The organism is Neptuniibacter sp. QD72_48, assembly GCF_047778065.1.
Taxonomy (GTDB): domain Bacteria; phylum Pseudomonadota; class Gammaproteobacteria; order Pseudomonadales; family Balneatricaceae; genus Neptuniibacter.
In genome coordinates this window covers 1,814,039-1,839,850 of record NZ_CP180547.1, presented here as the reverse complement: position 1 = coordinate 1,839,850, position 25,812 = coordinate 1,814,039, and the positions used below count along the sequence as shown (strand labels likewise).

25 protein-coding genes are annotated in these 25,812 nt (G+C 42.8%); 6 read left to right on the top strand and 19 right to left on the bottom strand.

Translation table 11 applies throughout. From position 1 onward, the window contains the following. Nucleotides 1–14: 14 nt before the first annotated feature. From ACMXYX_RS08225 to ACMXYX_RS08175, 11 genes are all read right to left on the bottom strand, one after another. Nucleotides 15–1,010 (bottom strand): DNA polymerase III subunit delta', encoded by a 996-nt coding sequence (locus ACMXYX_RS08225; RefSeq protein ID WP_415906809.1) that lies wholly within the window; start codon nt 1,008–1,010, stop codon nt 15–17. Beyond that, nucleotides 1,003–1,647, bottom strand: coding sequence for a dTMP kinase (tmk, locus tag ACMXYX_RS08220; RefSeq protein WP_415906808.1), 645 nt, complete (start codon nt 1,645–1,647; stop codon nt 1,003–1,005). The genes ACMXYX_RS08225 and tmk overlap by 8 nt, the downstream gene beginning before the upstream one ends. Nucleotides 1,648–1,658: 11 nt before the next feature. Continuing rightward, the gene (gene mltG, locus ACMXYX_RS08215; protein WP_415884594.1) at nt 1,659–2,684 is read right to left on the bottom strand and encodes an endolytic transglycosylase MltG; all 1,026 of its coding nucleotides are present in this window, start codon (nt 2,682–2,684) and stop codon (nt 1,659–1,661) included. Then, on the bottom strand, nt 2,681–3,496 hold the full coding sequence (gene pabC / locus ACMXYX_RS08210; RefSeq protein WP_415906807.1) for an aminodeoxychorismate lyase: 816 nt from the start codon (nt 3,494–3,496) through the stop codon (nt 2,681–2,683). Before pabC ends, mltG begins: the two co-directional genes overlap by 4 nt. A 3-nt stretch (nt 3,497–3,499) precedes the next feature. Beyond that, the gene (gene fabF, locus ACMXYX_RS08205; protein WP_415906806.1) at nt 3,500–4,738 is read right to left on the bottom strand and encodes a beta-ketoacyl-ACP synthase II; all 1,239 of its coding nucleotides are present in this window, start codon (nt 4,736–4,738) and stop codon (nt 3,500–3,502) included. Between the two features lie 172 nt (nt 4,739–4,910). Continuing rightward, nucleotides 4,911–5,144, bottom strand: a complete 234-nt coding sequence (acpP, locus tag ACMXYX_RS08200) for an acyl carrier protein (RefSeq protein WP_007019607.1) — start codon at nt 5,142–5,144, stop codon at nt 4,911–4,913. A gap of 163 nt (nt 5,145–5,307) precedes the next feature. After that, complete coding sequence (fabG, locus tag ACMXYX_RS08195) at nt 5,308–6,051, bottom strand: 3-oxoacyl-ACP reductase FabG (RefSeq protein ID WP_415884591.1); 744 nt, start codon at nt 6,049–6,051, stop codon at nt 5,308–5,310. Nucleotides 6,052–6,073: 22 nt separating this feature from the next. After that, nucleotides 6,074–7,006: an ACP S-malonyltransferase gene (fabD, locus tag ACMXYX_RS08190; RefSeq protein WP_415884590.1), complete on the bottom strand. Its 933-nt coding sequence runs from the start codon at nt 7,004–7,006 to the stop codon at nt 6,074–6,076. 96 nt (nt 7,007–7,102) lie between these two features. After that, a complete protein-coding gene (gene plsX / locus ACMXYX_RS08185; protein WP_415884589.1) occupies nt 7,103–8,119 on the bottom strand; it encodes a phosphate acyltransferase PlsX in 1,017 nt (338 codons plus the stop codon). A 2-nt stretch (nt 8,120–8,121) separates the two neighbouring features. Further along, nucleotides 8,122–8,304, bottom strand: coding sequence for a 50S ribosomal protein L32 (rpmF, locus tag ACMXYX_RS08180; RefSeq protein WP_007019603.1), 183 nt, complete (start codon nt 8,302–8,304; stop codon nt 8,122–8,124). 23 nt (nt 8,305–8,327) lie between these two features. Further along, complete coding sequence (locus ACMXYX_RS08175; RefSeq protein WP_415896249.1) at nt 8,328–8,840, bottom strand: YceD family protein; 513 nt, start codon at nt 8,838–8,840, stop codon at nt 8,328–8,330. A gap of 111 nt (nt 8,841–8,951) precedes the next feature. Between ACMXYX_RS08175 and ACMXYX_RS08170 the strand changes: the two genes are divergently transcribed. Then, nucleotides 8,952–9,530, top strand: a complete 579-nt coding sequence (locus ACMXYX_RS08170; protein ID WP_415884587.1) for a Maf family protein — start codon at nt 8,952–8,954, stop codon at nt 9,528–9,530. 78 nt (nt 9,531–9,608) lie between these two features. Here the strand turns inward: ACMXYX_RS08170 and sppA are convergent, their stop codons facing one another. After that, complete coding sequence (gene sppA, locus ACMXYX_RS08165) at nt 9,609–10,667, bottom strand: signal peptide peptidase SppA (protein WP_415884586.1); 1,059 nt, start codon at nt 10,665–10,667, stop codon at nt 9,609–9,611. A 14-nt stretch (nt 10,668–10,681) separates the two neighbouring features. Beyond that, the gene (locus ACMXYX_RS08160) at nt 10,682–11,341 is read right to left on the bottom strand and encodes an HAD-IA family hydrolase (RefSeq protein WP_415884585.1); all 660 of its coding nucleotides are present in this window, start codon (nt 11,339–11,341) and stop codon (nt 10,682–10,684) included. Between the two features lie 170 nt (nt 11,342–11,511). Here ACMXYX_RS08160 and ACMXYX_RS08155 point away from each other — a divergent pair, with 170 nt between their 5' ends. After that, nucleotides 11,512–11,943, top strand: coding sequence for an RrF2 family transcriptional regulator (locus tag ACMXYX_RS08155; RefSeq protein WP_415884584.1), 432 nt, complete (start codon nt 11,512–11,514; stop codon nt 11,941–11,943). On the opposite strand, the gene ACMXYX_RS08150 is transcribed toward ACMXYX_RS08155, so the two are convergent. Both ACMXYX_RS08150 and rraA read right to left on the bottom strand, forming a co-directional pair. Further along, nucleotides 11,940–12,338 carry a hemerythrin domain-containing protein gene (locus tag ACMXYX_RS08150; RefSeq protein WP_415884583.1) on the bottom strand — a complete coding sequence of 133 codons (399 nt, stop codon included), beginning with the start codon at nt 12,336–12,338 and terminating at the stop codon, nt 11,940–11,942. The genes ACMXYX_RS08155 and ACMXYX_RS08150 overlap by 4 nt on opposite strands. 425 nt (nt 12,339–12,763) lie before the next feature. Then, complete coding sequence (rraA, locus tag ACMXYX_RS08145) at nt 12,764–13,255, bottom strand: ribonuclease E activity regulator RraA (RefSeq protein ID WP_415884582.1); 492 nt, start codon at nt 13,253–13,255, stop codon at nt 12,764–12,766. 116 nt (nt 13,256–13,371) lie between these two features. Between rraA and ACMXYX_RS08140 the strand changes: the two genes are divergently transcribed. Continuing rightward, nucleotides 13,372–13,944, top strand: coding sequence for an SPOR domain-containing protein (locus ACMXYX_RS08140; protein WP_415884581.1), 573 nt, complete (start codon nt 13,372–13,374; stop codon nt 13,942–13,944). Nucleotides 13,945–13,984: 40 nt separating this feature from the next. On the opposite strand, the gene ACMXYX_RS08135 is transcribed toward ACMXYX_RS08140, so the two are convergent. Next, on the bottom strand, nt 13,985–17,053 hold the full coding sequence (locus ACMXYX_RS08135) for an FAD-binding and (Fe-S)-binding domain-containing protein (RefSeq protein WP_415906805.1): 3,069 nt from the start codon (nt 17,051–17,053) through the stop codon (nt 13,985–13,987). A gap of 145 nt (nt 17,054–17,198) precedes the next feature. Here ACMXYX_RS08135 and ACMXYX_RS08130 point away from each other — a divergent pair, with 145 nt between their 5' ends. After that, nucleotides 17,199–18,134, top strand: coding sequence for a LysR family transcriptional regulator (locus ACMXYX_RS08130; protein ID WP_415884579.1), 936 nt, complete (start codon nt 17,199–17,201; stop codon nt 18,132–18,134). A gap of 21 nt (nt 18,135–18,155) precedes the next feature. Here ACMXYX_RS08130 and ACMXYX_RS08125 read toward each other — a convergent pair whose 3' ends face one another. Together ACMXYX_RS08125 and ACMXYX_RS08120 are read right to left on the bottom strand one after the other, a co-directional pair. Next, nucleotides 18,156–18,542: a VOC family protein gene (locus ACMXYX_RS08125; RefSeq protein ID WP_415884578.1), complete on the bottom strand. Its 387-nt coding sequence runs from the start codon at nt 18,540–18,542 to the stop codon at nt 18,156–18,158. A gap of 23 nt (nt 18,543–18,565) precedes the next feature. Beyond that, entirely contained in the window at nt 18,566–18,784 is a 219-nt protein-coding gene (locus ACMXYX_RS08120) for a hypothetical protein (RefSeq protein ID WP_415884577.1), read from the bottom strand. 424 nt (nt 18,785–19,208) lie between these two features. Here ACMXYX_RS08120 and ACMXYX_RS08115 point away from each other — a divergent pair, with 424 nt between their 5' ends. Further along, nucleotides 19,209–21,794 carry a putative bifunctional diguanylate cyclase/phosphodiesterase gene (locus ACMXYX_RS08115; protein WP_415906804.1) on the top strand — a complete coding sequence of 862 codons (2,586 nt, stop codon included), beginning with the start codon at nt 19,209–19,211 and terminating at the stop codon, nt 21,792–21,794. A gap of 64 nt (nt 21,795–21,858) precedes the next feature. On the opposite strand, the gene ACMXYX_RS08110 is transcribed toward ACMXYX_RS08115, so the two are convergent. Beyond that, nucleotides 21,859–22,077: a VF530 family DNA-binding protein gene (locus tag ACMXYX_RS08110; RefSeq protein ID WP_415884575.1), complete on the bottom strand. Its 219-nt coding sequence runs from the start codon at nt 22,075–22,077 to the stop codon at nt 21,859–21,861. Between the two features lie 395 nt (nt 22,078–22,472). Between ACMXYX_RS08110 and ACMXYX_RS08105 the strand changes: the two genes are divergently transcribed. Continuing rightward, nucleotides 22,473–25,694, top strand: a complete 3,222-nt coding sequence (locus ACMXYX_RS08105) for an EAL domain-containing protein (protein ID WP_415906803.1) — start codon at nt 22,473–22,475, stop codon at nt 25,692–25,694. The last annotated feature ends 118 nt before the right edge of the window (nt 25,695–25,812 follow it).

Below are 25,812 nucleotides of genomic sequence, written 5' to 3'. Positions count from 1 at the left end.
TTGAACCTTTATCCTTAATTGAGCAGCGCAGCCCATTCCAATAGTATATTTTCTAACAATAACTGCTTATTAGGGTTTTGCCTAAGCATTATTGCTCTGCGCTCTTCGTGTACTTTATCCGCCAATTTAAAGATTTTAACTGGGTTGGTTTTTTTAGCAACTGCATTCAGCATATTACGCGCATCATCCTGCCTTAATAACTCAGGACTTTGACATACCGAACCACGAGCAGCATCAGATAACAAACTGTAAAACCACCCTAGCAACATCTCTAAATCAAGCTTTTGCCAAGATTGAGCAACCTCAAGCGCTGTTCTTCTTTGTTTAAGTATATCCGCAAGTCCGCGAATTAGCTGTGCTCGATGCTCATTTAAGCCTTTTTCTATGTATGACAAGGCCTCTTTAGGTGCTCCACGATTGATATGCAGTATACTTTTAGCCTTCTCAGCATCAATCTCAGCAGCAGCCATCAACCAGTCAATTGCGTCTCCTTCAGAAGGATTATGGCACTCCACATGCTGACAACGGCTTTTAATGGTCGGCAACACCTGACCCATTTTAGAAGTAACCAGCAGAATAATTGTGTCAGCCCCTGGCTCCTCTAGCATTTTCAAAAGCGCGTTGGCAGAAGCGATATTCATAGCATCGGCAGGATCAACAACCACTGCACGATAACCACCTTGCTGTGCGGTACTGTAGATGAATTCCCCTAATCCACGAACTTGATCAACCTTTAACTGCTTACCCTCTTCTTCTGGCGAGAGAATAAAGAGATCTGGGTGACTACCAGCAGCATTAAGGTCACATGACTTGCAATGACCGCATGCTCGGCCCTGCACAGGACTTTGACATAGAAGAGATTGCGCAAACGCTGTTGCAAAAGCCGCTTTACCTATACCCGGCATGCCATGAATTAGCAATGCATGGGGCAAACGGTTTTGATCATGCAACTGACTTAGATGAGAAAATCGCTCATCAAACCATGGAAACGGCTTTAACAGTTCAGGCATTATCAGAACCCACAAACGTATTTACAGCATCTAAAATTTGCGCCTGTACTTCAGGAATACTCTTAGATGCATCAATTACACTAAAACGATTAGGCTCAGCTCCTGCTCTAGATAAGTACATGTTGCGAACTTTATGGAAGAAATCCAACTTTTCCTGTTCAAAGCGATCAGGCACACTTCTTTGCGAAGCACGTTGTAAGCCGATTTCTACATCTAAATCCAAAAGCAACGTCATATCAGGATGAAGACCATGCTGAACGATTCTCTCTAGCATCACGATATGCTCAAGATCTAGATCTCTTCCGCCACCTTGGTAAGCATAAGTCGCATCGGTAAATCGATCGCTTATAACCCAAGCTCCACGCTCAAGCGCAGGACGAATCACATTTTCGATATGCTGGGCACGCGCCGCAAACATCAGCAACAACTCGGTGTCTTCACTAACACGCTCATCACGAGGAGAAAGAAGTAGTTCACGTAACTCTTCTGCTAGCGGTGTCCCGCCTGGCTCACGGGTTAGAACAATTTCTATGCCGCGGTCACGTAGTAGCTGACACAAATATTCAATATTTGTTGATTTACCAACCCCTTCAGTGCCTTCAACAGTGATAAAGCGACCTTTAGCGCTTGTATTCATAATTTTGGGTCCTATGGCGAAGAGCGATAATCTTTACGACGCGTAAGCTGATAACGCCTAACTGCATTGTTATGCTCTTTCAAAGTCGCTGAAAAATAATGACTGCCATCGCCTTTAGCAACAAAATAAAGCGCTTTACCGTCTGCAGGATTAAGCGCTGCTTCAATGGCTTCCTTACCAACCATGGCGATAGGTGTAGGCGGTAGCGCCGGTATTACGTAGGTGTTGTAAGGCGTTGGCTTTCTTAAATCTTTACGACGAATATTGCCGTTGTACTCATCTCCCATGCCGTAAATAACGGTCGGGTCAGTTTGCAGGCGCATGCGTTTATTCAATCTACGAACAAACACACCAGAAATAATCGGACGCTCATCCGCTCGCGCTGTTTCCTTTTCAACAATGGAAGCCATGATTAAAGCCTCATAAGATGACTTGTATGGCAGTTTGCTGTCGCGTTTTTGCCATTCATCTTCCAAAATCTTTTGCATCATAGCGTTAGAGCGCTTTAATACCGCCAGTGCTGAACCGTTCTTCTCGATACTGAACGTCTCCGCTAGAAACAAACCTTCTGGGTGTTTTTCAGAAACGCCGAGCTGCTTAAGAAGTTCTTCTCTACTTAAATGGCTAACATCGTCTTTAAGGTATTTATGCTCACTAATCGCGTGAATCATCTCTTTGAAATTACTGCCTTCAATGATCGTAAAGCGATAATTTTTAGATACGCCCGATGTAATTACCTTTAGGAATTCAACCGGCGTCAAACCTGCTTTTAACTCATATTCACCGGCTTTAATCTTATTCGCCAGACCAGATTGTCGGCCGTAGATCTTGAAATAATGGTTATTAACCTCTCCATAACTTTCTTTAAGATCTGCAACTACTCTATTGAAACTACTACCTTTTTTTACTTCAAAAAGAGCCTTCTCTTTAACGGGAAGTGATGCATTAAGGAAAGCATTGTAATCATTCCATAACCAATAAGCCCCTGCCGCACCCGACACAATAAGGACAAACAAAACAGTTAATATTTTTTTCAACAACTCATTTCCTTAGATAGCAATAACTGCAGATCTCTGGTGATAGGGCCGATATTTAAAGGCTTGCCATCGATCGTTATAACCGGCCAAATACCGATCAGACTGTTACATATAAAAACTTCTTCTGCACTATCAAGTACTGATTCAGGGTATCCCCCTTCGATAACCTCAACTGATAGCTCGTTAGCTAATACGATCAGGCGATCACGCATAACCCCTTTCACACCACTTAAATCTATTTTCGGTGTGTAGAGCACGCCGTCTTGGACCCAAAAAAGGTTACTCATAGTGCCTTCAACAAGGTTACCATCTAGATCGGATACAAAACCTTCAGCGATATCTGGATCAGACCACTCAGATCTTGCGAGAACCTGCTCTAGCCTATTTAGATGTTTGACCCCTGCCAAAACAGGATTAAGACCTAATCGCTGCTGACAGAGCCTTACAGAAACACCTTGCTGTCTTTGCTGAGCGAAATCAGCTGAATCCGAAAGACTGATGATACGTGCAGGCACACAAGTGGCAGGAAGCTTATAGCCTCTTTCACCTAAACCCCGCGTCACTGTTAGCTTTAATGTTTGATTACCGGAGAAGCTTAAAGCTTGAATATCATTCTTTACGGCCTCTATTGTCCCTTCAGGGAATTTCAGGCGATCCAAGCCAATCTGTAAACGCTCCATATGCTGATCGAACAAGTGTGGCTTACCATCGATCACAGCAATAGTTTCAAATAAACCATCGCCGTAACTTAGACCGCGGTCATTTATAGATACCTGATCGGCTAAAACGCCATTAATCCAGTACTTAGTCATAAATCAGATCTGACGGAATACCAAGGTTCCGTTGGTTCCGCCAAAACCAAATGAGTTAGAAAGCGCCGCTTTAATCTCACAAGGCTGAGCGGTATGTGGAACGTAATTTAGATCACACCCTTCAGATGGGTTATCTAAATTAATAGTAGGCGGCGCAATTTGATCTCTGATCGCTAATGCACAGAAGATTGCTTCAACAGCACCTGCAGCTCCCAGCAAATGACCAATCATGGATTTAGTCGAGCTCATCCTGACATCAGCAGCTGCATTGCCCAACACCGATTTAGCCGCATTAGATTCAGCAATATCACCCGCTGGCGTAGAAGTACCATGAGCATTGATATAATGAATCTCGTCTGGTGCTACAGATGCATCGTTAATAGCGTTTTGCATAGCCAGGGCTGCACCCGCACCGTCCTCTGGAGGCGCAGTCATGTGATAAGCATCATCACTCATCCCGAAACCTGCTAATTCGCAATAAATTTGAGCACCACGCGCTTTAGCATGTTCGTATTCTTCAAGTACAAGCACGCCCGCACCATCTCCAAGCACAAAACCATCACGGTCTTGATCCCATGGGCGACTGGCTGTTTCAGGAGAATCATTACGCGTTGATAACGCTCGTGCAGATGAGAAGCCGGCAATACCTAATGGCGTAGTTGCCATTTCAGCGCCGCCAGCCAGCATTACATCAGCATCGCCATACTGGATCATTCGCATTGCCTGACCAATATTGTGCGTACCAGTAGTACAAGCGGTCGTAATAGCAATATTAGGGCCCTTAAGACCGTATTTGATCGCTAGGTTGCCACCGATCATATTGATAATACTGCCCGGCACAAAGAATGGTGAAACACGTCTAGGTCCCGTTGTATTTAGGATATCAACGTTTTTCTCGATCATCGGTAAACCACCAATGCCTGAGCCTATTGCACAACCGATACGCGGAGCATTAGATTCAGTCACTTCTAGTTTCGCATCATCAATAGCCTGCATACCCGCAGCCATACCGTATTGAATGAATAGATCCATCTTACGGGCCTCTTTCGCACTCATATACTGAGTAACATCAAAGTCTTGAACGGATGCCGAAAACTGAGTTGCAAAAGGAGAAGAATCAAAGTGAGTGATTGGTCGAGCACCGCTCTTACCCGCAAGTAAATTATCCCAAGTCTCTGAGACAGTATTGCCAATAGGGGTAAGCATACCGATACCGGTAATCACAACACGTCTACGTGCCATCTTTGATCTCCATATTCCACACAAGGAAGTTCTATATAAATCAGGAATTAAACTATGCGCCAATTCTAACCGAACTGACTTAAGCATTAAACGTTATGCATCTTGCAGGCAAAAGAAAAGCCGCTCTATCAAAGATAGGCGGCTTTTCGAAATTCTTGCTTGTAGCGAACGATTACTGGTGTGCGTTGATGTAATCGATTGCAAGCTGAACTGTAGTGATTTTTTCAGCTTCTTCGTCTGGAATTTCAGTTTCGAATTCTTCTTCCAGAGCCATTACCAACTCAACTGTGTCCAGAGAGTCTGCGCCAAGATCTTCAACGAAAGAAGCTTCTTGAGTAACTTCTTCTTCTTTAACACCTAGCTGCTCAGCGATGATCTTTTTTACGCGCTCTTCAATGTTGCTCATATCTATTCCTATCTTCTTATTAACACCGCATTCAAGTACGAAATGCGGTAAGAAATTTTATTAAAGCATCCCGGCTTTATCAAGCCAAGATTGTAAATTCATTCTCTACCTGACGGCACATTATCAACAATTGGCAGAAAAAAACAATTCCTTATACGGGTATTTAACCCATATACATGCCACCATTGACTTGAATCGACTCACCAGTCACATAACCGCCGCCTTGACTGGCCAGAAAACCAACAACAGCTGCAATTTCTTCCGGTTGACCCAAACGATTCATTGGGATCTGAGATTTAAGCGCATCTTTGTGCTCATCTGCCAATCCACTTGTCATATCTGTATCGATAAAACCAGGAGCAACACAGTTAACTGTGATGTTGCGAGAGCCTACTTCACGCGCTAGCGCACGAGTAAAACCTTCCATACCTGACTTAGCTGCAGCGTAGTTTGCCTGACCAGCGTTACCCATAGATGCCACTACAGAGCTTACACTGATGATCCGACCCCAACGAGCCTTGGTCATGCCACGTAGACAGCCCTTAACAAGACGGTAGATTGAGTTAAGGTTCGTATTCAATACAGAATCCCACTCATCTTCTTTCATGCGCATCAAAATATTGTCGCGCGTGATGCCTGCATTGTTAACCAGTACCTCAACAGTACCAAAATCATCCTGCACTGCTTTTAGTACAGTTTCAACCGATGCGCTATCAGCAACATCCAGCACTAGACCCGTACCTTTAACCCCTGCCTCAGCAAGGTAAGCAGAAATAGCCTCTGCACCCTTCTCGCTTGTAGCTGTACCAACAACCACTGCACCTTGACGACCAAGCTCTTCAGCAATCGCTTTACCGATACCGCGAGTAGCGCCAGTTACTAGCGCAATCTTACCTTCAATACTCATTTATAAATTCCTTGCGCTACAATTATTGACCTAACGCTTTTTCAAGGCCCGCAGCATCACTAATTGCTGCAACACTCAAAGGCTTATGAACTTTTTTGTTCAAACCAGATAGCACCTTACCTGGACCACACTCTACAGTGCTTTCCAAGCCTTGCTCAACCAAACCCTGGATTGTTTTAGTCCAAAGTACAGGACTATATAACTGAGCAAGTAGATTTTCTTTTAATTCTTCAACTGACGCAGGAACGGAAGCAGTTACATTTTGAACCACATCAATTTCTGGCATATTGATTTCAATCTTAGATAGCTCTTCAGCCATCTTATCAGCCGCTGGCTTCATTAGAGCACAGTGTGATGGAACACTTACTGGAAGAGGAATGGCACGCTTAGCGCCCGCTTCTTTACAGTTCTCAATCGCACGATCAACTGCAGCTTTTTCCCCTGCAATAACAATCTGACCTGGGCAGTTATAGTTTACCGGAGAAACCACTTCGCCCTGCTCTGCTTCCTGACAAGCTTTCTCGATAGCATCATCAGCCAATCCTAGAATAGCTGCCATAGCACCGCTACCCGCAGGCACGGCTTGCTGCATAAATTCACCACGCAGTTTTACTAGATTCACACCATCAGCAAAACTGATTGCACCAGCACAAACTAACGCTGTGTACTCACCCAAACTATGACCTGCAACTACAGCTGGTTTAGCACCATTCTGCTCCTGCCATAAACGCCATAGCGCAACACCTGATGTTAGAAGCGCAGGTTGAGTCTTATCAGTTTGATTAAGATCTTCTTCTGGACCATTCTGAACCAAGTCCCATAAGTCGTAACCTAGAACCTCAGAAGCTTCAGCGAAAGTGTTTTTAATAACTGGATGTGTTTCAGCAAGTTCCGAGAGCATCCCTACTTGTTGAGAGCCCTGCCCCGGAAATACAAAAGCAAGAGTTTGCGACATGATGTCCTCAAATCGTCAATTAATACACGCCCTATGAATCAGGCCAATCGCCGTAGTTTACAACATTCATAGGTAATTAAAACTGTGTGAAGGGTATTAGGTAAGCCTTGCTTCTATTTCACTGCAAATCTTACGCGGTATATCTTGTTCTATCTCTGCCACAGCTTGATCAAGCGCATACCCAAAGCACTGCTGATTAGCTGCTCCATGGCTTTTTATCACTATTCCTTGCAAGCCTAATAAACTTGCACCATTACGACGCGATGGATCCATCTGCCTTTTCAAATCAGCAAGCACTGGCTTAGCCAATAACGCAAGAAACTTTCGATAAAGCCCCTGCTTAAAGCTCGCTTGTACTTTTTGATTAATTAAGCGCGCCAGACCTTCGCTACTTTTAAGTGCAATATTACCTACAAAACCATCGCAAACAACCACATCAGCATTTCCGGCATACAGATCATCGCCTTCAATATAACCAACATAGTTCAAGCCACCCTGCTCCTGAATCAAGCGCGAGGCTAGCTTAACTTGCTCATTGCCCTTAACTTGCTCCTGACCGATATTCAAAAGCCCCACACGCGGACTATCAATCTCATCAACGGCGGCAGTCATAACCGAACCCATAATAGCAAATTGCAGTAGATGCTCTGCACTGCAATCAACATTTGCACCCAAATCTAAAAGATAACAATGACCTTTCGCTGTAGGCACAGATGAGATAATTGCAGGACGATCTACGCCGGGTAACATTCTAAGAATATACCGACCAAGCACCATTAAAGCACCTGTATTACCAGCACTCACACAAGCTTGAGCCGAACCCTCTTCTACAAGCTGAATAGCTTTGTACATTGAAGAATTCTGACCATTACGAAGTGTTTGAGATGGCTTAGCTGACATAGAAATAGTGTCAGGCGCATGAACTACATCGACACGACAAGAAACATCAGGATTCAAACCATTTAAATAAGGCTGAATAACATCACTGTGACCGATAAGTTTTGCTGATAAACGAGAATGACGCGCAAGGGCATCGAGTGTGGCGGGAATAGTAACGCGGGGACCGAAGTCCCCGCCCATCACATCAACTGCGATGGTGTAGTAATCTGACAAGCTTATTCGTCATCCTGCTTGTTGATTACCTGCTTACCACGGTAAAAACCGTCAGCAGATACGTGGTGACGACGGTGAGTTTCACCGGTAGTTTCTTCTACAGATAGAGTCGGGTTACCCAGAGCATCGTGAGAACGACGCATATCGCGACGGGAACGAGACTTCTTACTTTTCTGAACTGCCATGACTAAATAGCTCCTGGTTCTTTCTATTTGTTGTCGGCTTTCAACTGAGCCAACACACTAAATGGATTCGGTTTTTCGTTTTCTTCTGTCACTGCCTCGCCGAAGGAAGTGTTAATAGAGCAGTCATCATGATATGCATCATGCGGCAAACTCAGAATCAACTCTTCTTCTATAACAGGCAGTAACTCAATCTCTTCACCCTCAACAATGAGGGGGTCATAACTGCGAGGTAACTGCTGAGCAGCCTCCTCACTGGCCGCAACTCCAAGATTAAAATCTGCCTCTACGGCAACCTCTACTGACTCCAAGCAACGCTGACACGTCATTGTTACATGACCTGTGGCACTGCCTGTAAGAGTTCGAATTCGCTGCTCATCTACTGCAAACTGAAGATCAACTTGTATCTCCCCTTCTTTATCAACTAATGCCTGACAAAGATTGGGCATGTCCTTCAGTGCAGCTTGGCCTGCGATTCGTACTTCCCGCTCAGCAAGTTTTCGCGGGTCTACTCGTTTAGGTAATGGACCGTTTGACATAAGCGCGCAATTCTAGGGCCCGAAGCCCGTCCTGTCAAAGACTTTGGGGTTTAATTCTACAATAAAACCGCTAATATTTGTGCCTTCGCATATTCATGGTCAAAAAATCACATGAGAAATCTAATTTTAGCCTCTAGCTCACCCTTCCGTCGCCAAATTTTGGACAAATTAAATTTGGAGTATTCATGCATTTCACCAGACATTGATGAATCGACATTAGAGAATGAATCAGCAGAGGAATTAGTTGCACGTTTATCTGCTAGTAAAGCACAAAAAATTGCTGAAGAAGCACCTAACTCATTGATTATTGGATCGGATCAGGTCGCAGTTTTAGGTGACGAGATACTAGGCAAGCCTCATACCCATGAGAATGCTGTGAAACAACTACAAAAGCTATCGGGTAATGCGGTTACATTTTTAACCGGCCTTTCTTTACTCAACTCAGACACTGGCCAGTGCCAAACAGAAGTTGTTCCATTTAAGGTTTATTTTAGAGAGCTCACCACGTCTATGATCGAAAACTACCTTCGGGCTGAAGAACCATATAAATGCGCAGGCAGTTTTAAATCTGAAGCCTTAGGCATTGTACTGTTTGACAAGCTCGAAGGCGAAGATCCTAATACACTTATCGGCCTACCTTTGATCCGATTAGTAAGAATGTTAGAGAAAGAAGATCTAAACGTTTTATAAGAAAACAACCTTATAAACATCAAACACAAAAAAGGAGGGCCAAACCCTCCTTTTTTATTCTTCGTTCACACAAAGGGTTTAACGAAGCTCATGACTCTTTGTATTGACACCTAGTTCAGCCGTAATTGCTTTCGCAAAGCTAACGCCTAACTCATCAACAATTTGCTTCCAAGGCTCCTGCTTAGGAGAGTAATCAACCAGCTTCTCAACTTTAATTACTTCTCGTGCAACGTAGCTAGAACTACCTAGTGCATCAACCAAACCAAGTTCAATTGCCTGCTCGCCACTCCAAACCAGACCAGTGTATAGCTTTGGATCGTCTTTAAGGCGATCTCCGCGACCTTTACGAACCTGATCAACAAACTGATTATGGGTTGTATTTAGTACACTTTGCCAGAACTCTTCCTCACCACTATTTCTCGGAGAATAAGGGTCCAAGAATGCTTTATGCTCACCCGCTGTATACAAACGACGTTCCACACCGATCTTTTCCATCAGATCAACAAAGCCAAAACTGCCTGCTACGACACCAATAGATCCAACCAAACTCGCCTTATCGGCATAGATATAATCTGCAGCTGCTGCAATATAATAAGCACCAGAAGCTCCTATATCTGTAATAACAGCATACAGAGGCTTATCAGGGTAGATTGCACGTAGACGTTTAATTTCATCATAAATATAACCCGATTGAACTGGACTTCCGCCAGGACTATTAATGCGCAAAATTACTGCTTTAGCGTTTGGCTCTTTAAATGCTTCGCGCAGCGACCAGATAATATTATCTGCACTAGCTTCATCATCTGAACTAATGACACCTTTCACTTCAATGATCGCAGTATGAACCTGCGGCTTAACATCAGTTGCAATATCTTTACCTGCGAAGAAAATGCCCAAGAGCGCGAAAAGATATACAAATGTAAGTAACTTAAAGAAAATCCCCCAACGACGAGCACGACGCTGCTCCGTAAACAAACCATTTAGAGTTTTCTCAATTAATTTCCACTCTTTCTTGCTCGCACCGTCTTGCTTAGCATTTTCTACGGCGCGTTCCAGCTTACTTCCTGTTGCTGCTGAAGCCTCCTGCTGCTTTGGAGCTTCATTTTGTTCAGATTCATTCCATGGATTATCAGACACACACTTCTCCTGTATCAGGCAAAAACACCCTGATTTTCTAACCAATTTTCCAATTCTGGGAACTCATGTACTTCCAAAACTGGGTTATAACCCTTTAATCGATCCAAATGATGGGCACCATAGCTCACAGCAATAACATCCATACCTGCTTGCTTACCCATTTCTAGATCATATTCAGTATCGCCTATCATAACAGCCTCAGAGGCTAAGACACCGGTTTCTTGTAGAATTTCCTCTAGCATTAGAGGGTGAGGTTTCGAGATAGTTTCATCGGCACAGCGAGAGGTTTCAAATAAATAACCTAAGCCTGTTTCAGCAAAGACCCGGTTTAAGCCTTTCCTACTCTTACCGGTCGCCACAGCCATCCGCATGCCTTTACGATGCATCTGCTCTAAACTTTTCTGCGCACCCGGAAACAATGGCGAAGGCGTAGATTCATCACCCAAGAAATATCGGCCATAATTTTGTCGCATCAGTTCTATTCCATCTTTATCAACATCAGGAATTAGAATTTTGATCGCTTCCGGTAAACCCAATCCGATTATATTCTTAACTGCTTCATCGGCAGGGATACAAAAGCCGCTATCTTTTGCTGCTAGCTGCATGCAAGAGACGATTTTAGCTGCAGAATCGATGATTGTGCCGTCCCAATCAAAAATGAGTAGCTTGTACACTCAAACCTCTTAACTAATTCATAAGAAAGGAACTTATGTTTATATAGAAGTAACAATAAAGGTCAAGATCAATAAAACAGCTATCTTATTAGCCTTTTCTTAAGGTAGCGCTTGCCTTGTAGCAATTGCATAACGTATATTTTGCAGACATTTTAAAAAAGCCGACCTTTATGCAATTAAGTCGATTTACAGATTACACCCTTCGCGTTTTATTCTATGTTTCTACTAACGATGATCGTCTAGTGACGCTAGCTGAGATAGCAGGCTGCTATGACATTTCTGTAGAACATCTACGTAAAGTTGTACACGCCCTTTCCAAAGCGGGTCATTTAGATACCTATAGAGGAAAAAAAGGCGGTATAAAACTGGCGAAGCCACCAGCAGAAATAAATATTGGCGAAATTGTCGCAGATGCAGAAGGCAGACAGCCTCTGATTAATTGTGGACAGCAACACTGTCGTCTAACAGGTTTCTGCACACTCCAGCATGTACTAGGCGATGCTCAGAAAGCCTTTATGCAGGTCCTAGAGCAATACACACTGGCAGATATGCTAAATAATGACGCGATGCGTGATAGCTTAATAACAACCAAATCCGTTTAATTAGCCATCGCTATCGCTAATTCTTCTTTCTTATAATTGAGCTCCAACCAAGGGAACAGATTGCGCTCTTCAAATCGCACATGTTCCTTTAATAACTCGGCGAACCGATTTACTACGCTTGAATCATCTCCAGCCAACATGCTCAACAATTGCTTGTGATCTGCAACTAGACGATCAGCTAGTGACTCTCCTTGACCTACGAGTAGTGGTAGCAAAGAACGCTCTTCTTGATCGAAATGCGGCTTTAACTCTCTATACAAAACTTCTCTTTTAGCCTGCCAGTATTCATCAACCTCTCTATCAGCTTCTTTTCTTAACTCATTGATATGCTTAACAGTAACTAAAGCTTTATGATGATCATGACTTAGTGGAATTAGTGCCTCTACTCTTTTCATTCCTCTCTACCCTCACAATAATATGTGTAAATCGATTATCTCAGGATTATTCGAATCACACCAAATTTCATTAAATTTTGTAATTTCTTCGAGCAATCGCTTTAAGGTGTATTTAAAATACATTATAGTATTTATTAATTCATTACAAATACATTTTATGTGAGGACTTATGGTTATTTGGAGCAATACAGAGCTAGTTGTCTACTCCCTTGTGCTAGGTATGATCTTATTTAAGTTCTGGACCGTTTGGCATGTATCTAAAAAAGCGCAAGCCACTATAGAAGGTCGAATGATTTTTTTGTGGGGAATTGTAGGCATGAGCACATTTGTTTTACTCGCCAAAACTTACATTTCTTACCAAATGAGCACTATTTAAAAACAAAAAAGCCCGCTATAAGCGGGCTTTAAAAAAATCGCTAACAGAATTAGTCTTCAGAAAGCTCTAGTTTTTCAGCTGAAATAAGTACGCCGTTGTTGTCTGCATATACATACTGACCCGGCTTGAATGTCACGCCACCGAAGGTAACGTCTACGTTTAGCTCACCAAGACCTTTCTTTTCAGTCTTCATTGGGTGACAACCTAGCGCCTGCACACCAATGTCTAGATCACTGATTGCGTTAACATCACGGATGCAACCGTAGATGATGATGCCTTCCCAGCCGTTTTTAGTTGCTTTTTCTGCAAGCATATCGCCAAGCATTGCGCGACGCATTGAAGCACCACCGTCGACTACAAGTACTTTACCTTTACCAGGTAGAGCAACCTGCTCACGAACCAAAGAGTTATCTTCAAAAGCTTTTAGAGTAACAATTTCGCCACCGAAACGCTCTTTACCACCAAAGTTACCGAACATTGGCTCAACAACCTGTACCTGGTCTGGGAACTGATCACACAGTTCTGGCAAAAGATCTTCCACAATATGCTCCTTAAACTGGATAACTGCACCTAAGAACAGGTGCTCTCAAATTCTAAAGGAGTTATATTCGCCGATTCATTGTGCAATTGCACTACTCTTTTGGGCTAGGATTGAAAATGAGTTTAATTCTTAATAATAAGGCACTTCTACATGCCATGGTTGGCGTAAGCGCATTACTACTATTAACTGGTTGCTCGCAAAAACGACATAGCTTCTGCCATGAAGACACTAGTCATTGTGAACCGCCTAGCCCGCCGTCTCTTTCAACATCATCGAACGAGCCGACTGAAACCGATGGTAACGAGTTAGTAATCAAAGCTTCGTATAGTAATGATCAGCTCCAAAGGACAGCCTCCAAGAGGCCTGTTCAAGTTATAGAAACCCTACGCAATCAGCCTAATAAAGTAATAAATAATCCAGCTCAGGTTATTTTTACAAAAAGAGTATCTCAATCAAACACTACTATCGGCAGTTATACCATTCAACTAGGCGCCTACAAGCTTGAGTCGAGCCGTCAAACTGTCATTAAGCGCTTTAAAAATCCACAACCACTTAACCAATTCTCAATGCCTAATGGTTTGCTTGGCTTATCTTATGGCTTATATCTATCAAAAGCAGAAGCTTTAGAGATGGCTCAATCCCTTAAACATCAAGGCTTCAATGATCTACTCATTCGTAGAACACCATAAAAAACGCAGCTTTAAGCTGCGTTTTTTATTTAACTTATAATTACTTATCCTTCAACAAGCTAAGCAGCTTCTGAATCGGATGTGGTAATTGCTGATCATCAATACGCTTAACCTGACTACGGCAGGAATAACCTGTCACAAGTAAGCGATCTTTATTTTCTGGGTTATTTACCACTTCAGACCAGCTCAATTGGTAGATCTCACGGGATGTCTCAACGTTCTGAGTTTCATGTCCGTACGTACCCGACATACCGCAACAGCCTACTGCTTGAATATCCAGCTTTAAGCCCATCGCTGCGTAGACTTGCTGCCACATACGAATACTAGGTGCAGCATTAGTCTTCTCAGTACAATGAACCATCAACTTAAATTCAGTTGTAGAGCGGTTAGCTAGATCGAAAGCGCCCAGCTTATCTTTTTGATTGCTCAACCACTCTTGAATCAGCTGAACCTTTGGCAGATCTTTCTCTGGAATAACATAACCGTATTCCTGGCGATAAGTCAGCGTCATCGAAGGATCGATACCAATCATTGGTACGCCCGTGTTATCTAGCTCTTTTAACATAGCGCTGTTAGATTCAGCCGCTTTTTCAAAGGCTTTCATAAAGCCATGAACATGCAACGGCTTACCATTTGGCTTGAATGGCGCTAATAAAACATGAAAACCAAGCCCAGAAAGCAGATCAACAAGATCCAACACCAACTGTGTTTCAAAGTAACTGGTAAATGCATCCTGTACGATGATTACCGCGTTACTACGTTGCTCTTCACTCAAACTCTTAATTAGCTGTGGTGAAGCAAACTCCACCCCGCGTGCTTTCAAGCCAGATATCAAACTATTAGTACAGATGGTAGGACTATCAACCATACCTGCATGCTTACGGAAGATCGCTTTGAGCGCCTTATTCTGCATCGCCCAGTTATACGGCGCAGGGAACTTGGACAACCAAGGAATCATGTACTCCAAAGAGCCAACCATATAATCCTTCGCAGGACGTAGGTAACGACCGTAGTAGACCTCTAAGAAGCGCGCACGGAAATCTGGAACATTCACCTTAATAGGACACTGACCAACACAAGACTTACACGCTAAACATGCCATCATGGATTCGTGGACTTCATGTGAGAAGTCGTACTCTTCCTCTTTTTTCTTGGCTAGGGTGTTTTTGATGCGCTTTGGTAGAGAAGCGATAAAGGAGCTTGCTTTAACACGCTTAGCTTCTTCAACAAGATCAGTACCATTTTGCTCCATCAGGCGTAGCCATTCACGAATCAGTGAAGAACGACCTTTTGGCGAGTTAATACGCTGACGGGTACCTTTCCATGAAGGACACATCGCGTCATTTGGATCATAGTTAAAGCACGCGCCGTTACCGTTACAGAACATGGCTTCTTTATACTCTTCACGTGTTTCTGAACTGATCTGGCGATCAAATTGACCACGCGTTGGCACTGCATCGATCTTAAGTAGCTCAGCACCATCAATTGCTGGCGTAGCGATCTTACCCGGGTTCATCTGGTTACGTGGGTCAAATCCACCTTTGATTCGCTGTAGTTCAGGATACAATTCACCAAAGAACTCGGGTGCATACTCAGAACGAACACCTTTACCATGTTCGCCCCATAACAGACCTTTGTATTTAACAGTCAACGCTACCACTTCATCCGTGATATCACGAATTAAAGATTCCTGTAGCTGATCTTTCATATCGATAGCAGGTCGTACGTGCAACACACCCGCATCAACGTGACCAAACATACCGTACGCTAAGTCTCGATCATCCAGAACCTTACGGAATTCCATGATGAAATCAGCAAGGTTCTCAGGTGGTACTGCTGTATCTTCCACGAATGGAATTGGACGTTCTTGGCCTTTAGCGTTACCTAGAAGGCCAACAGCCTTTTTACGCATCGCCCAAACTTTGTTGATCTCACCGGCACCATATACAACAGAGAATCCAAAGCTCTTACCAGCCTGGCCCGCAACAGATTTAAGATGCTCTTCTAATCGCGCAACATCGGCTTTTAGAGATTCCTCATCATCGGATGTGTACTCAACTAGGTTGATACCACTGATCTCCGGCTCACCTTCCTCTTGCGGGAAATAGGCACTTACCGTGTCCCAGATAATATCGCCCATAGCAAGATTAAGTACTTTAGAATCAATAGTTTCTATGGATGTTGGATTCCATTCCATTAAGTCTGTAGCGTCACGCAAAGATGATTCAAAACTGTCATACTTAACGTTAACCAATGCAGCGAACTTAGGGATTGGTAGAACATTCAACTTAGCTTCAGCAATAAAAGCCAAAGAGCCTTCACCGCCACACAATACTGAATTTAGATTAAAACGCCCTTCCTCATCGCGAATGTGCGCGAGGTCATACCCGGTAAGGCAGCGGTTTAATTTAGGGAACTTGGCATCGATCAGATCTTTCTTCTCGGTGAATACTTCATCTACCAATCTGTGCACTTCACCGACACGATCATCTCGCTGCTTTATCTCAGCCAGCTCTTCATCAGAAATAGGTTTAGAGTTCCAAAGCTCACCGCCTAAGAACACTGAATTCAGTTCTAGCACATGATCACGTGTTTTACCGTACATTACCGAGCCCTGGCCACTGGCATCGGTATTGATCATCCCGCCAACTGTTGCACGGTTACTGGTAGAAAGCTCAGGCGCAAAGAAGAAACCATATTGTTTTAGTGCACGGTTAAGTTGATCTTTTACAACACCGCCTTGAACACGAACCCAGCGCTCTTCAGCATTAATCTCTAAAACTTGATTCATGTGCTTAGAGACATCAACAATCAAGCCATCGGTTAGCGACTGACCATTTGTACCTGTACCGCCACCACGAGCACTCAGCTTTACTTCGGCAAAGCGGGACTCATCTGCTAATTTGGCAATCAATACCAAATCATCTGTAGATTTCGGGTACAAAACACCCTGAGGCAGCATCTGATAGATACTGTTGTCTGTCGAAAGAACGATACGGTTTGCGTAATCCTGATTTAGATCACCAGCAAAACCCGCTTTCTGTAACGCTTCGATAAATTGAAGGTAAATAGCTTCGGTAGTTTCGACTTGGGAAAGACGAGGGATCATAATACTGCCTCTATAAATGACCGTACCTCAAGAGCAGTGCTCAATTGCTCTCATGCAGTCAAATGCTCAATTTGTGATATTGGGCGCAATAATGCAGAATTATCATTTATCAATCAAACGATAAAATTCGATAGATTAATTGATAATGACGAATAATATCTCCATTCGACATCTACGCGCCTTTGTTGAAATCGTAGCTTGCGGCAGTTTTACCCGTGCCGCAGATAACCTGCACCTGACCCAATCCACTCTTACAGCAACAGTAAAGCAGCTTGAAGATCAGGCCGGCTTAAAGCTTCTAGACCGCACTACACGCCGCGTTTTGCTTACTGGCGAAGGCGAAAGTTTTCTCCCTGTTGCAGAAAAATTGATCTCAGATTTTGATACTGCTTTTAATGACCTGCAAGCCACCGCGACACAACAACAAGGCCAAGTAGGTATAGCCGCTTCGCCATCAATGATTGGTCGTGTACTGCCTTCGATAATCAAAACTTACCACCAGCAATATGAAAAGATAGGCATCTATCTTCGAGATGACAACGCGGGCGGTATAGAACAGCGCGTACTAGATAATGAAGTGGACTTCGGCATTGGTGGTAACCACTCTCACCAGTCAGAACTTAAATACCAACCAGTATTGAGCGATCGTTATGGCGTAGTTTTACCACTCGACCACCCTTTAGCAACATTTAAAGAATTAGACTGGAGCCAAGTCAGTGAGCTTGATCAAGTTCACTTAACTGAAGATACCGGCACACGTACACAACTTTTAAAGCTGCAAAAAGAGAATAATCTAGATCTAAAACTACAAGGCGCTTTAATTGAGGTATCAACCCCAGCTGGTTTAGCAGAGATGGTTAAGACAGGTATTGGCATATCCCTTTTACCTGCCCTTGCAGCGAGTACCAACGCTTTTGATCAATTAGTCTTTGTTCCACTAACCAACCCAACATTAAAACGTGAGATCTGCATTCTCACAAGAAAAGGCCGTGCTTTAAGCCCCGCAGCAGACAGCCTACTTAAGCTGATCACCAGCCAATTTGAAACTACGAGCCTACCAAAATTTGTCGAGATTAATTAAGAAAAGGAATTATGGAGCAATTTATGAATCTTCATAATTTGAGAGCTCGATAAGATTACCGTCAGGGTCACGCAAATAAACCGAGATAATATTACCTACTGCTCCTGTGCGATTCACTGGTCCTTCTAGCAAAGTTACATTGTGATCTAGCAGATGCTGAATCACCTCTTCGATTGGCTGCTCAACGATAAAACAGAGATCTGCACTACCGGACTGAACGTAATCTGCTTTAGGCTCAAATTCATTCCCCAGCTCATGCAGGTTAATCTTTTGATTTCCAAAAGCGAGCGCTATCCGACCTCCCTTAAAGACAACCTTCTCCATACCTAACACCGCAGTATAAAACTCTACAGCGACATCTATGTCTTTCACGGTTAGGACAAGGTGATCAAGACGCTCAATCTTCATAACACTGACTTCTTTAAGTCTTATTAATCTTCATCCTGCATTGCGAATGAGAAGATCCCAGCTTCAAGCCCAGCTAAACGAGCAACAATACATGACTCTTCTTCATCGGTTAGAACCAATGAATCCTCATTGGGAGTGAAGAAATACTTATCCTTAAAAACATCAAACTGAATCTTACCGAGGATACGACCTGTCTGACTAATACAATCCAGCTCTTGCTCAATTGGAAAGAACAAAACCATCAAACACTACCTTTCATAAAACTTCTTTGCGCGGATGATAAGCCTTGATAAAGCTATACTCAATGCAGTCATGTTCTGTTGTATGAAATCGCTCATACCTTGTTCAAAGCATAAACAGGAAAAACAAAAGACGTATCCACTTAAGCGTTATAACGGCACCTTTTCTTATAATTTGCAGAAATATATTGAAACAGAACCCACTCAATGAATAGAATTGCTGCCTTATAATTCACTCATGTTTAATAAATACAAAGTATTTCTTTGTTAAACATAGAGTTAGCTCAACTTAGTAGATTCAGACCGTATGAATTCTTGTTTCTGACACACCGTTTATTGACCCCGGTCAATCGGTTTGTAAGAAATAGCATCTATATTGGCCTTCGACTAAATTGAACAATAATAATAAATAAATGCGTGGTTACCGGTGAAGAAGTCCGCTACATCTATTCGTAGTTTCCTACTCCAAAGAACATTTATCTTTTCTGTTCTTGGATTTCTAGTTCTTGTTTCTGTTACTCATTATGCGTTCACTAAGAGCATTGAAAAAAATGCCAGCGTCATGGCCGAGCGTATTGCAAAACAGACATTTAATTCTATGTATCTGGTCATGAGTCAGGGTTGGAATAGACACCAACTAGAGCAATTCATGAAACAGATGGAGAAAGACAATAAAGACAGCGATCTAAGCGTCTCAATCTTTCGTGGTGATCTTGTAACAGAACGATTCGGTGAGATGGAATCACCAGCCCTGTCTGATACGCATCGTCAAGTGCTTGAATCTGGTCAATCGCAACTGGTTTCCACTGACGATAGCATTAGCTACTACTATGCCCTTAACGCCAAAGAAGTTTGCACCCATTGCCATACCAATGTAACCGATGGCGATACATTAGGCATGATCGAAGTAACTCAAGAGTTAGATAAGTCACTTTTAAATGCCAATAAGGAACTTATCCTAACACTGATTTTAGTTTCCCCATTGCCGCTTTTACTCGCATTTTTAGCCACGCGACAAATCACATCTCGAATAGATAATTCCATAGAACAACTTGCCGATAGCATCGATAGCATTGAGTCAATTTCAGATCTATCTCGACTGGAAGAAGGTCGTGACAGGTTAGCATTCCGTGAGTTACAAGATATATTCTCCCAAGTAAAAAACCTCTCCTCCAAACTTAATGATATAGCGGTAGATAAAGAGCTACTTGAGTTTGAAATAAGACTATTAGAAAAATTTGTAATAACCTCAGAAGTAGTTCGAGACTGGCGCGAATATGTAAACTTCCTGATCGTTGATATCAATAAGGTCATGAACGTTTACACCATGTTCTCTATCTTTAAGGTCGATAATGAAGTTTTTGACTTAGAAGTTTTTTGGCTGCAACCTCCGAGCGAGCGCACCCGTAAGTCAATGGAAAACGCCATCATGAAGCGTCTTGCTCAAGATGGCTCGCCATTCGAACTTATTGACATCAATATTCGCCACAATATGGTGAATGAGCATGCTGAACCGATGGATCTAGATGATGATGCGATTGAACTTCAATGCAAATCTCTTCTGGTAGAAACGCCTAAGATTGGCGGTATAGTCGGAATCGGCGTTCACTCAGATACAATTCAAGATACAACGAAACTTCTTGTCCTTGAAAGCATTCTATCTACCCTGCTTAACGTAGTCGGCTCTGTCCGTGCAATCTATAAATACACCAAAGATCTCGAATACTATGCAACGCGTGATCCACTAACAAACCTCTATAACCAGCGTATGTTCTGGGAATTATTGGATTATGAGTTAGACCGTGCAGATCGCCATGATTATAAAGTAGCGCTATTGTTACTTGACCTAGATAACTTCAAGAGCATAAATGACGGCTATGGTCATAGCTGGGGCGATAAGCTCCTAGCAGATTTCTCCGAAGCATTACAAAATGCATTAGGCAAAGACGCTATCATTGCCCGCTACGGTGGGGACGAATTTGTGATCGTATTACCAGAAAGCGATGTTGCTCACGCAGCGCAGGTGGCTGAAACCATTTTGCTTACGAGCCGCAACCATTCTCTATATTACGATTCAAATACTTTCCTTAAGTTAACAGGCTCTTTAGGTATGGGCATCTACCCTGATCATGCCAAAAATAAAAAAGACCTGTTTATGTTCGTTGATAATCTGATGTATCGAGCGAAGAACTCGGGCAAAGATCAAATCGCACTGCCTAATGAGAACGAACTAGTCGATATCTTTAAAGAGATGTCAGACAAAACCGTATTAGTAACGCAAGCGATTGAGCGTAAAGAACTGATCCCAGCTTTCCAACCGATTGTCTGCTCTAATACTGGTGAAATACATGCTGTTGAAGTGCTAAGTCGCATCAAGCTTTCAGGCGACAGGCTCATGAGCGCTAGCGAATTTATTGAGATTGCAGAGTCTATTGGTAAGGTCCACCAGCTTGACTATATCGTGATGGATAAAGCTTTTGAGCAAGTCAAAATAACAGGCTACGAAGGTAAGATTTTCATCAATCTGTCTCCACGCTCGATCATTATTAGTGACTTTATCCCAACCATCAAACGGCTTGCTGAAAGTCACGCAATCAATCCAGAAAGTGTTGTATTTGAAATCACTGAGCGAGATACGGTCAAAAACATCTCTGTTCTAGAAAGCTTTGTAATGAGCCTTAAAGACAAAGGCTTCAAATTAGCAATTGATGATTTTGGATCAGGATTTTCTTCATTCCACTACCTAAAACATCTACCGATCGACTACGTAAAAATAGAAGGCGAGTTCATTGCCAACATGGCTAACGATGCTCGAGATATGGCCTTTGTAAATAGCATCTCGCATCTATCACAAGAACTAAATGTCGAGACTGTTGCTGAGTTTGTAGAGAGTGAAGAGGTATTAGAACTGGTAGAGAAAGCCGGCATCACCTATGCCCAAGGGTATCATTTAGGTAAACCAAATCCCGATCTAGAAGGCATTTTAAAAACGACTGAAGTTTTCGTACGCTAAAAACTCAAACGGCCTGCCAAAAGCTTTTGGTAGGCTGAATACTTTGTAATATTCCAGGTTTTCGTTAACTAAAAGTCTTGATATACAGCGCCTCAACTTTATCTCTTGCCCATTGAGTACGACGCAAAAATTTGAGAGAAGACTTGATTGAAGGATTATTGTAGAAACAGTTGAGTTTAATCTTTGCATCTAAACCTTCCCAACCATAATGATCCACCAAACGAGTCAGTATTTTCTCTAACGTCAGACCATGCAGAGGGTTATTGGGTTGCTCTTGGCTCACTGCTAATTCCTAGTACATAAAAATATACAGTCATCTTATCAGAATAACCCCAGAGCATGATGATTATTAAAAAGAAAAGGATCCTTAGGTTATTGCCCTATCTATTGATGTGGGGCAAGAAGCATCGGTTATAGAACAAGCAAGAAAGCTTGATCAACAAACCCAACCAACTTATGGTTGAGAATCTTGCTCTAATATCTCAAATTGATAATCAAAACATCAAAATAATGACCCTAAGAATAAGTATTAATAGACCAAGCGATAATGCCTATATATTAGCGCTTCCTCTATTCTGTATTGAATAAAAAAATTACAGCGCACTCAACGCCACAAACACAAATTCAATACCTACAAAGCTACATTGAAGTCATTCGATAGCAGTACGGAGTTTACGTTTGATTAGCAAAAAGATCCGCCAAGTTTTTTCTGATTTATCCCACTCTCCACTTGCGCAAAAAACTTTGCTACAGATGAGTATTCGTCTCTCTGTTGTCATCACCCTTGCCGCTATAATCAGCTATGCACATATTTTTGGCATTTTGCATGATCAAGTCGAAGACAGCCTCCGAGTTTACATCACCGAGCGAGGTGAGAAAGAAAGTCAGATTTTCCTCAATGCCCAGCTCAACCACCGATTATTTGAAGAACAATTTTTAAAGCAATGGCCGGAGCGCTCTAAACAAGCCGAGCCCCAAGATTTTGATCTTTTATTTGAAAAACGTTCTGATCAAACCCGTAGACTAAGCAAAGAAGCTTTTACTGGCATTCACCGCCCTGATGGCACCATTAGCCAGCATATCAGCGCATTTATAGGTACCAATGCGCCGAATACCAACGAGTTCGCCAATAAACTGCAGTTAAGTTACCAATTAATCGACCGCTACGCCGATGCCTTTACACAGCACTATGCCAATCTTTATGTCTCGATGCCGGAAAACGTTAATATCGTATACTGGCCAAATATTCCTTGGGGTGAACAAGCAGAATCGAACCTAGATGTAACCATTGAAGAGTGGGTATATATCTCTACCCCGCAGAACAACCCTCAGCGAGACCATGCCTGGACAGGATTGTATTTCGATCCTACCGCTAATGAATGGATGGTATCCCTAGTTACGCCTGTCGATTATAACCAGCAACACCTGATCAATGTCGGTCACGATATTCTACTTAATGACCTGTTCGACAGCGTATTCAATGATAAATTATCAGGCACCCATAATTTTGTTGTAAGACACGATGGACGCATCATCGCACATCCAGATTTAACGGATGCACTTAATCGCACTAAGGGCATCTTACATGCAAATGACAGTGGTAATGACTCCATTGCAAATCAAGTCCATGCTGTACTCACTCATGCTCAAACTCATAACCAGTCAACCTTTATACTAGAACCAAATTCTGCTGATGCCTTGCTCGCTGTCACCAAAATCGCCGGTCCAGATTGGTATTTTGTAACCGTTTATCCGAAATCTCTGCTCTCCTCAACCGCATTGCAAACCGCCTACATAGTTTCAATTGCAGGCATATTGTCACTGCTGGTGGAATTACTGATTCTTTTTTTCATCCTCAAAGGCCAGGTACTTTACCCTCTGGGCGTCTTCAGACGTTTTTCTCGTGCCATGCGAGACAGTAATTTTGATGCAATTAATGACGTTAAACACAGCGCAATTCCAAAACGAAAGGATGAAATGGGTGAATTAGCCACCACCATGATTACAATGGCTGAACATATCGAGCAGCACCAAATGCTGCTCACCGATGAAGTGAATACGAAGACACGAGAGTTAAGCCAAGCACACGAAGTCCTGAAACTAGAAGCACGCTCCAGAGAAGAAATTACGCGTTTGCTTCAAACCATTGCCAAAGATGTTTCTGGCCTCCAAGGCCTAACTTATTTTGAAACTCTAGGTGAATTTCTCTCAAACACACTCGATGCGGATATGGTTATCATTTCTAAGCTATCTGAAGATAAAGAAAGTATTAATGCCCTCGCCGCTTATATCGATAAACAAAAAATTGACAACCTTAGTTATCCTCTTGCAGGCACGCCCTGTGAAACTGTGATTGAAGAAGGATCGATGGTTTTTAATGGTAACGTCCAGGAATTGTATCCAGAAGACGAAGACCTATTTAAGTTAGATCTACATTCCTACATTGGCACCCCAATGTACGACGCACATGGGCAGGTTATCGGTCATTTAGCGGTTTTAAAACGTAAAGAATTTGAGCAAACAGGAAAGACACAGCTTATAATCGATTCGGTCACATCAAGAGCCGCCAGCGAACTCATTCGTAATGTTCATGAGCAAATCATCAATCATCAGGCACGAACAGACTCCCTTACTGGGCTTTACAACCGTGCAATGTTTATTGATCTGATGTCACAAGCAATTCACTCTGCTGCTCGTCATGAGCGCAAACTTGCAGTTATCTTCGTCGATTTCGACAATTTCAAATTGGTCAATGATCAGCTTGGTCACAGCGAAGGCGATAAGTTATTGATTGAGGCGACAAACCGACTCAAACAAGCTCTACGTAGTGAAGATATCCTAGCTCGCTTTGGGGGCGATGAGTTTATCGTCCTGCTGCCACAAATAGACAACAGCCAGTCAATAGAAACAGTAACTCGCCATATGCAGAAGCTACTGGCGAAAGACGTTCAATTAGACACAACCTCATTAACGATTTCATGCAGCATGGGTGTTGCCATCTACCCTGAAGACGGAACAACCACAGACACACTAATTAACCATGCCGATACAGCAATGTATCGCGCGAAAGACTTAGGCCGTAATAACGTTCAATTCTTTACGGAAGATATGAACGTGCGTATGGAATTACAACGAGAGCTTGAACACGACCTGCGCCTAGCAATCAGCAAACAAGAATTCCAGCTCTTTTATCAGCCAATTATCAACATCCGCAGCGGAGAAGTCGCTAAAATCGAAGCCCTAATCCGCTGGCAGCACCCTCAACGTGGATTGGTATCCCCTGACCAGTTCATTCCATTTGCAGAGCAAAGCGGGCAAATTATCTCAATCAGTGAATTTGTATTGAAACAAGCTTGTAGCGACCTACCCAAGCTAAAGCAGCACTTTAAATCACTCGAGCGCCTATCCATCAACTGCTCAGCCCGCTTATTTCAAAATAAATCATGGGTGCAGGATATCAGCGAGACGCTAGCAGCGCACTCGATAAACTGTCAGGACATCGAGCTAGAAGTTACCGAAAGTTTGTTTATGGACAGCCACGATCAATCTGTCATTCAGACATTAAACGATATTCATAATCTTGGGATTAGCATATCTCTGGACGACTTTGGCACCGGCTACTCCTCCCTCTCCTACTTAAAACGTATGCCAGTCGATTGTCTAAAGATCGACAAAAGCTTTATCAGAGACGTACTCACACAACCTGAAGAGAAGCGATTGGTTGCTGGCATTATCGACCTAGCGAAAAACTTTAATCTAGAAGTAGTTACTGAAGGGATAGAAACGCGCGAGCAATATCAACTGTTAGCCGAGATGGGTTGTGACCTTGTACAAGGCTATTATTTCTTCAAGCCTGCGCCATTAGCTCAGCTACTGACTGGAAATGTTGAAAAGAAATGAGGGAGAACAAGAGTAAACCTACAGGCCGTGGTGATACCACAATAAGAGAGCCTCAATATGTGTTTGCTGTAAGCGATTTGCTTATCAGCCAACCCAGACAAAGCGAAGTAGACGCACT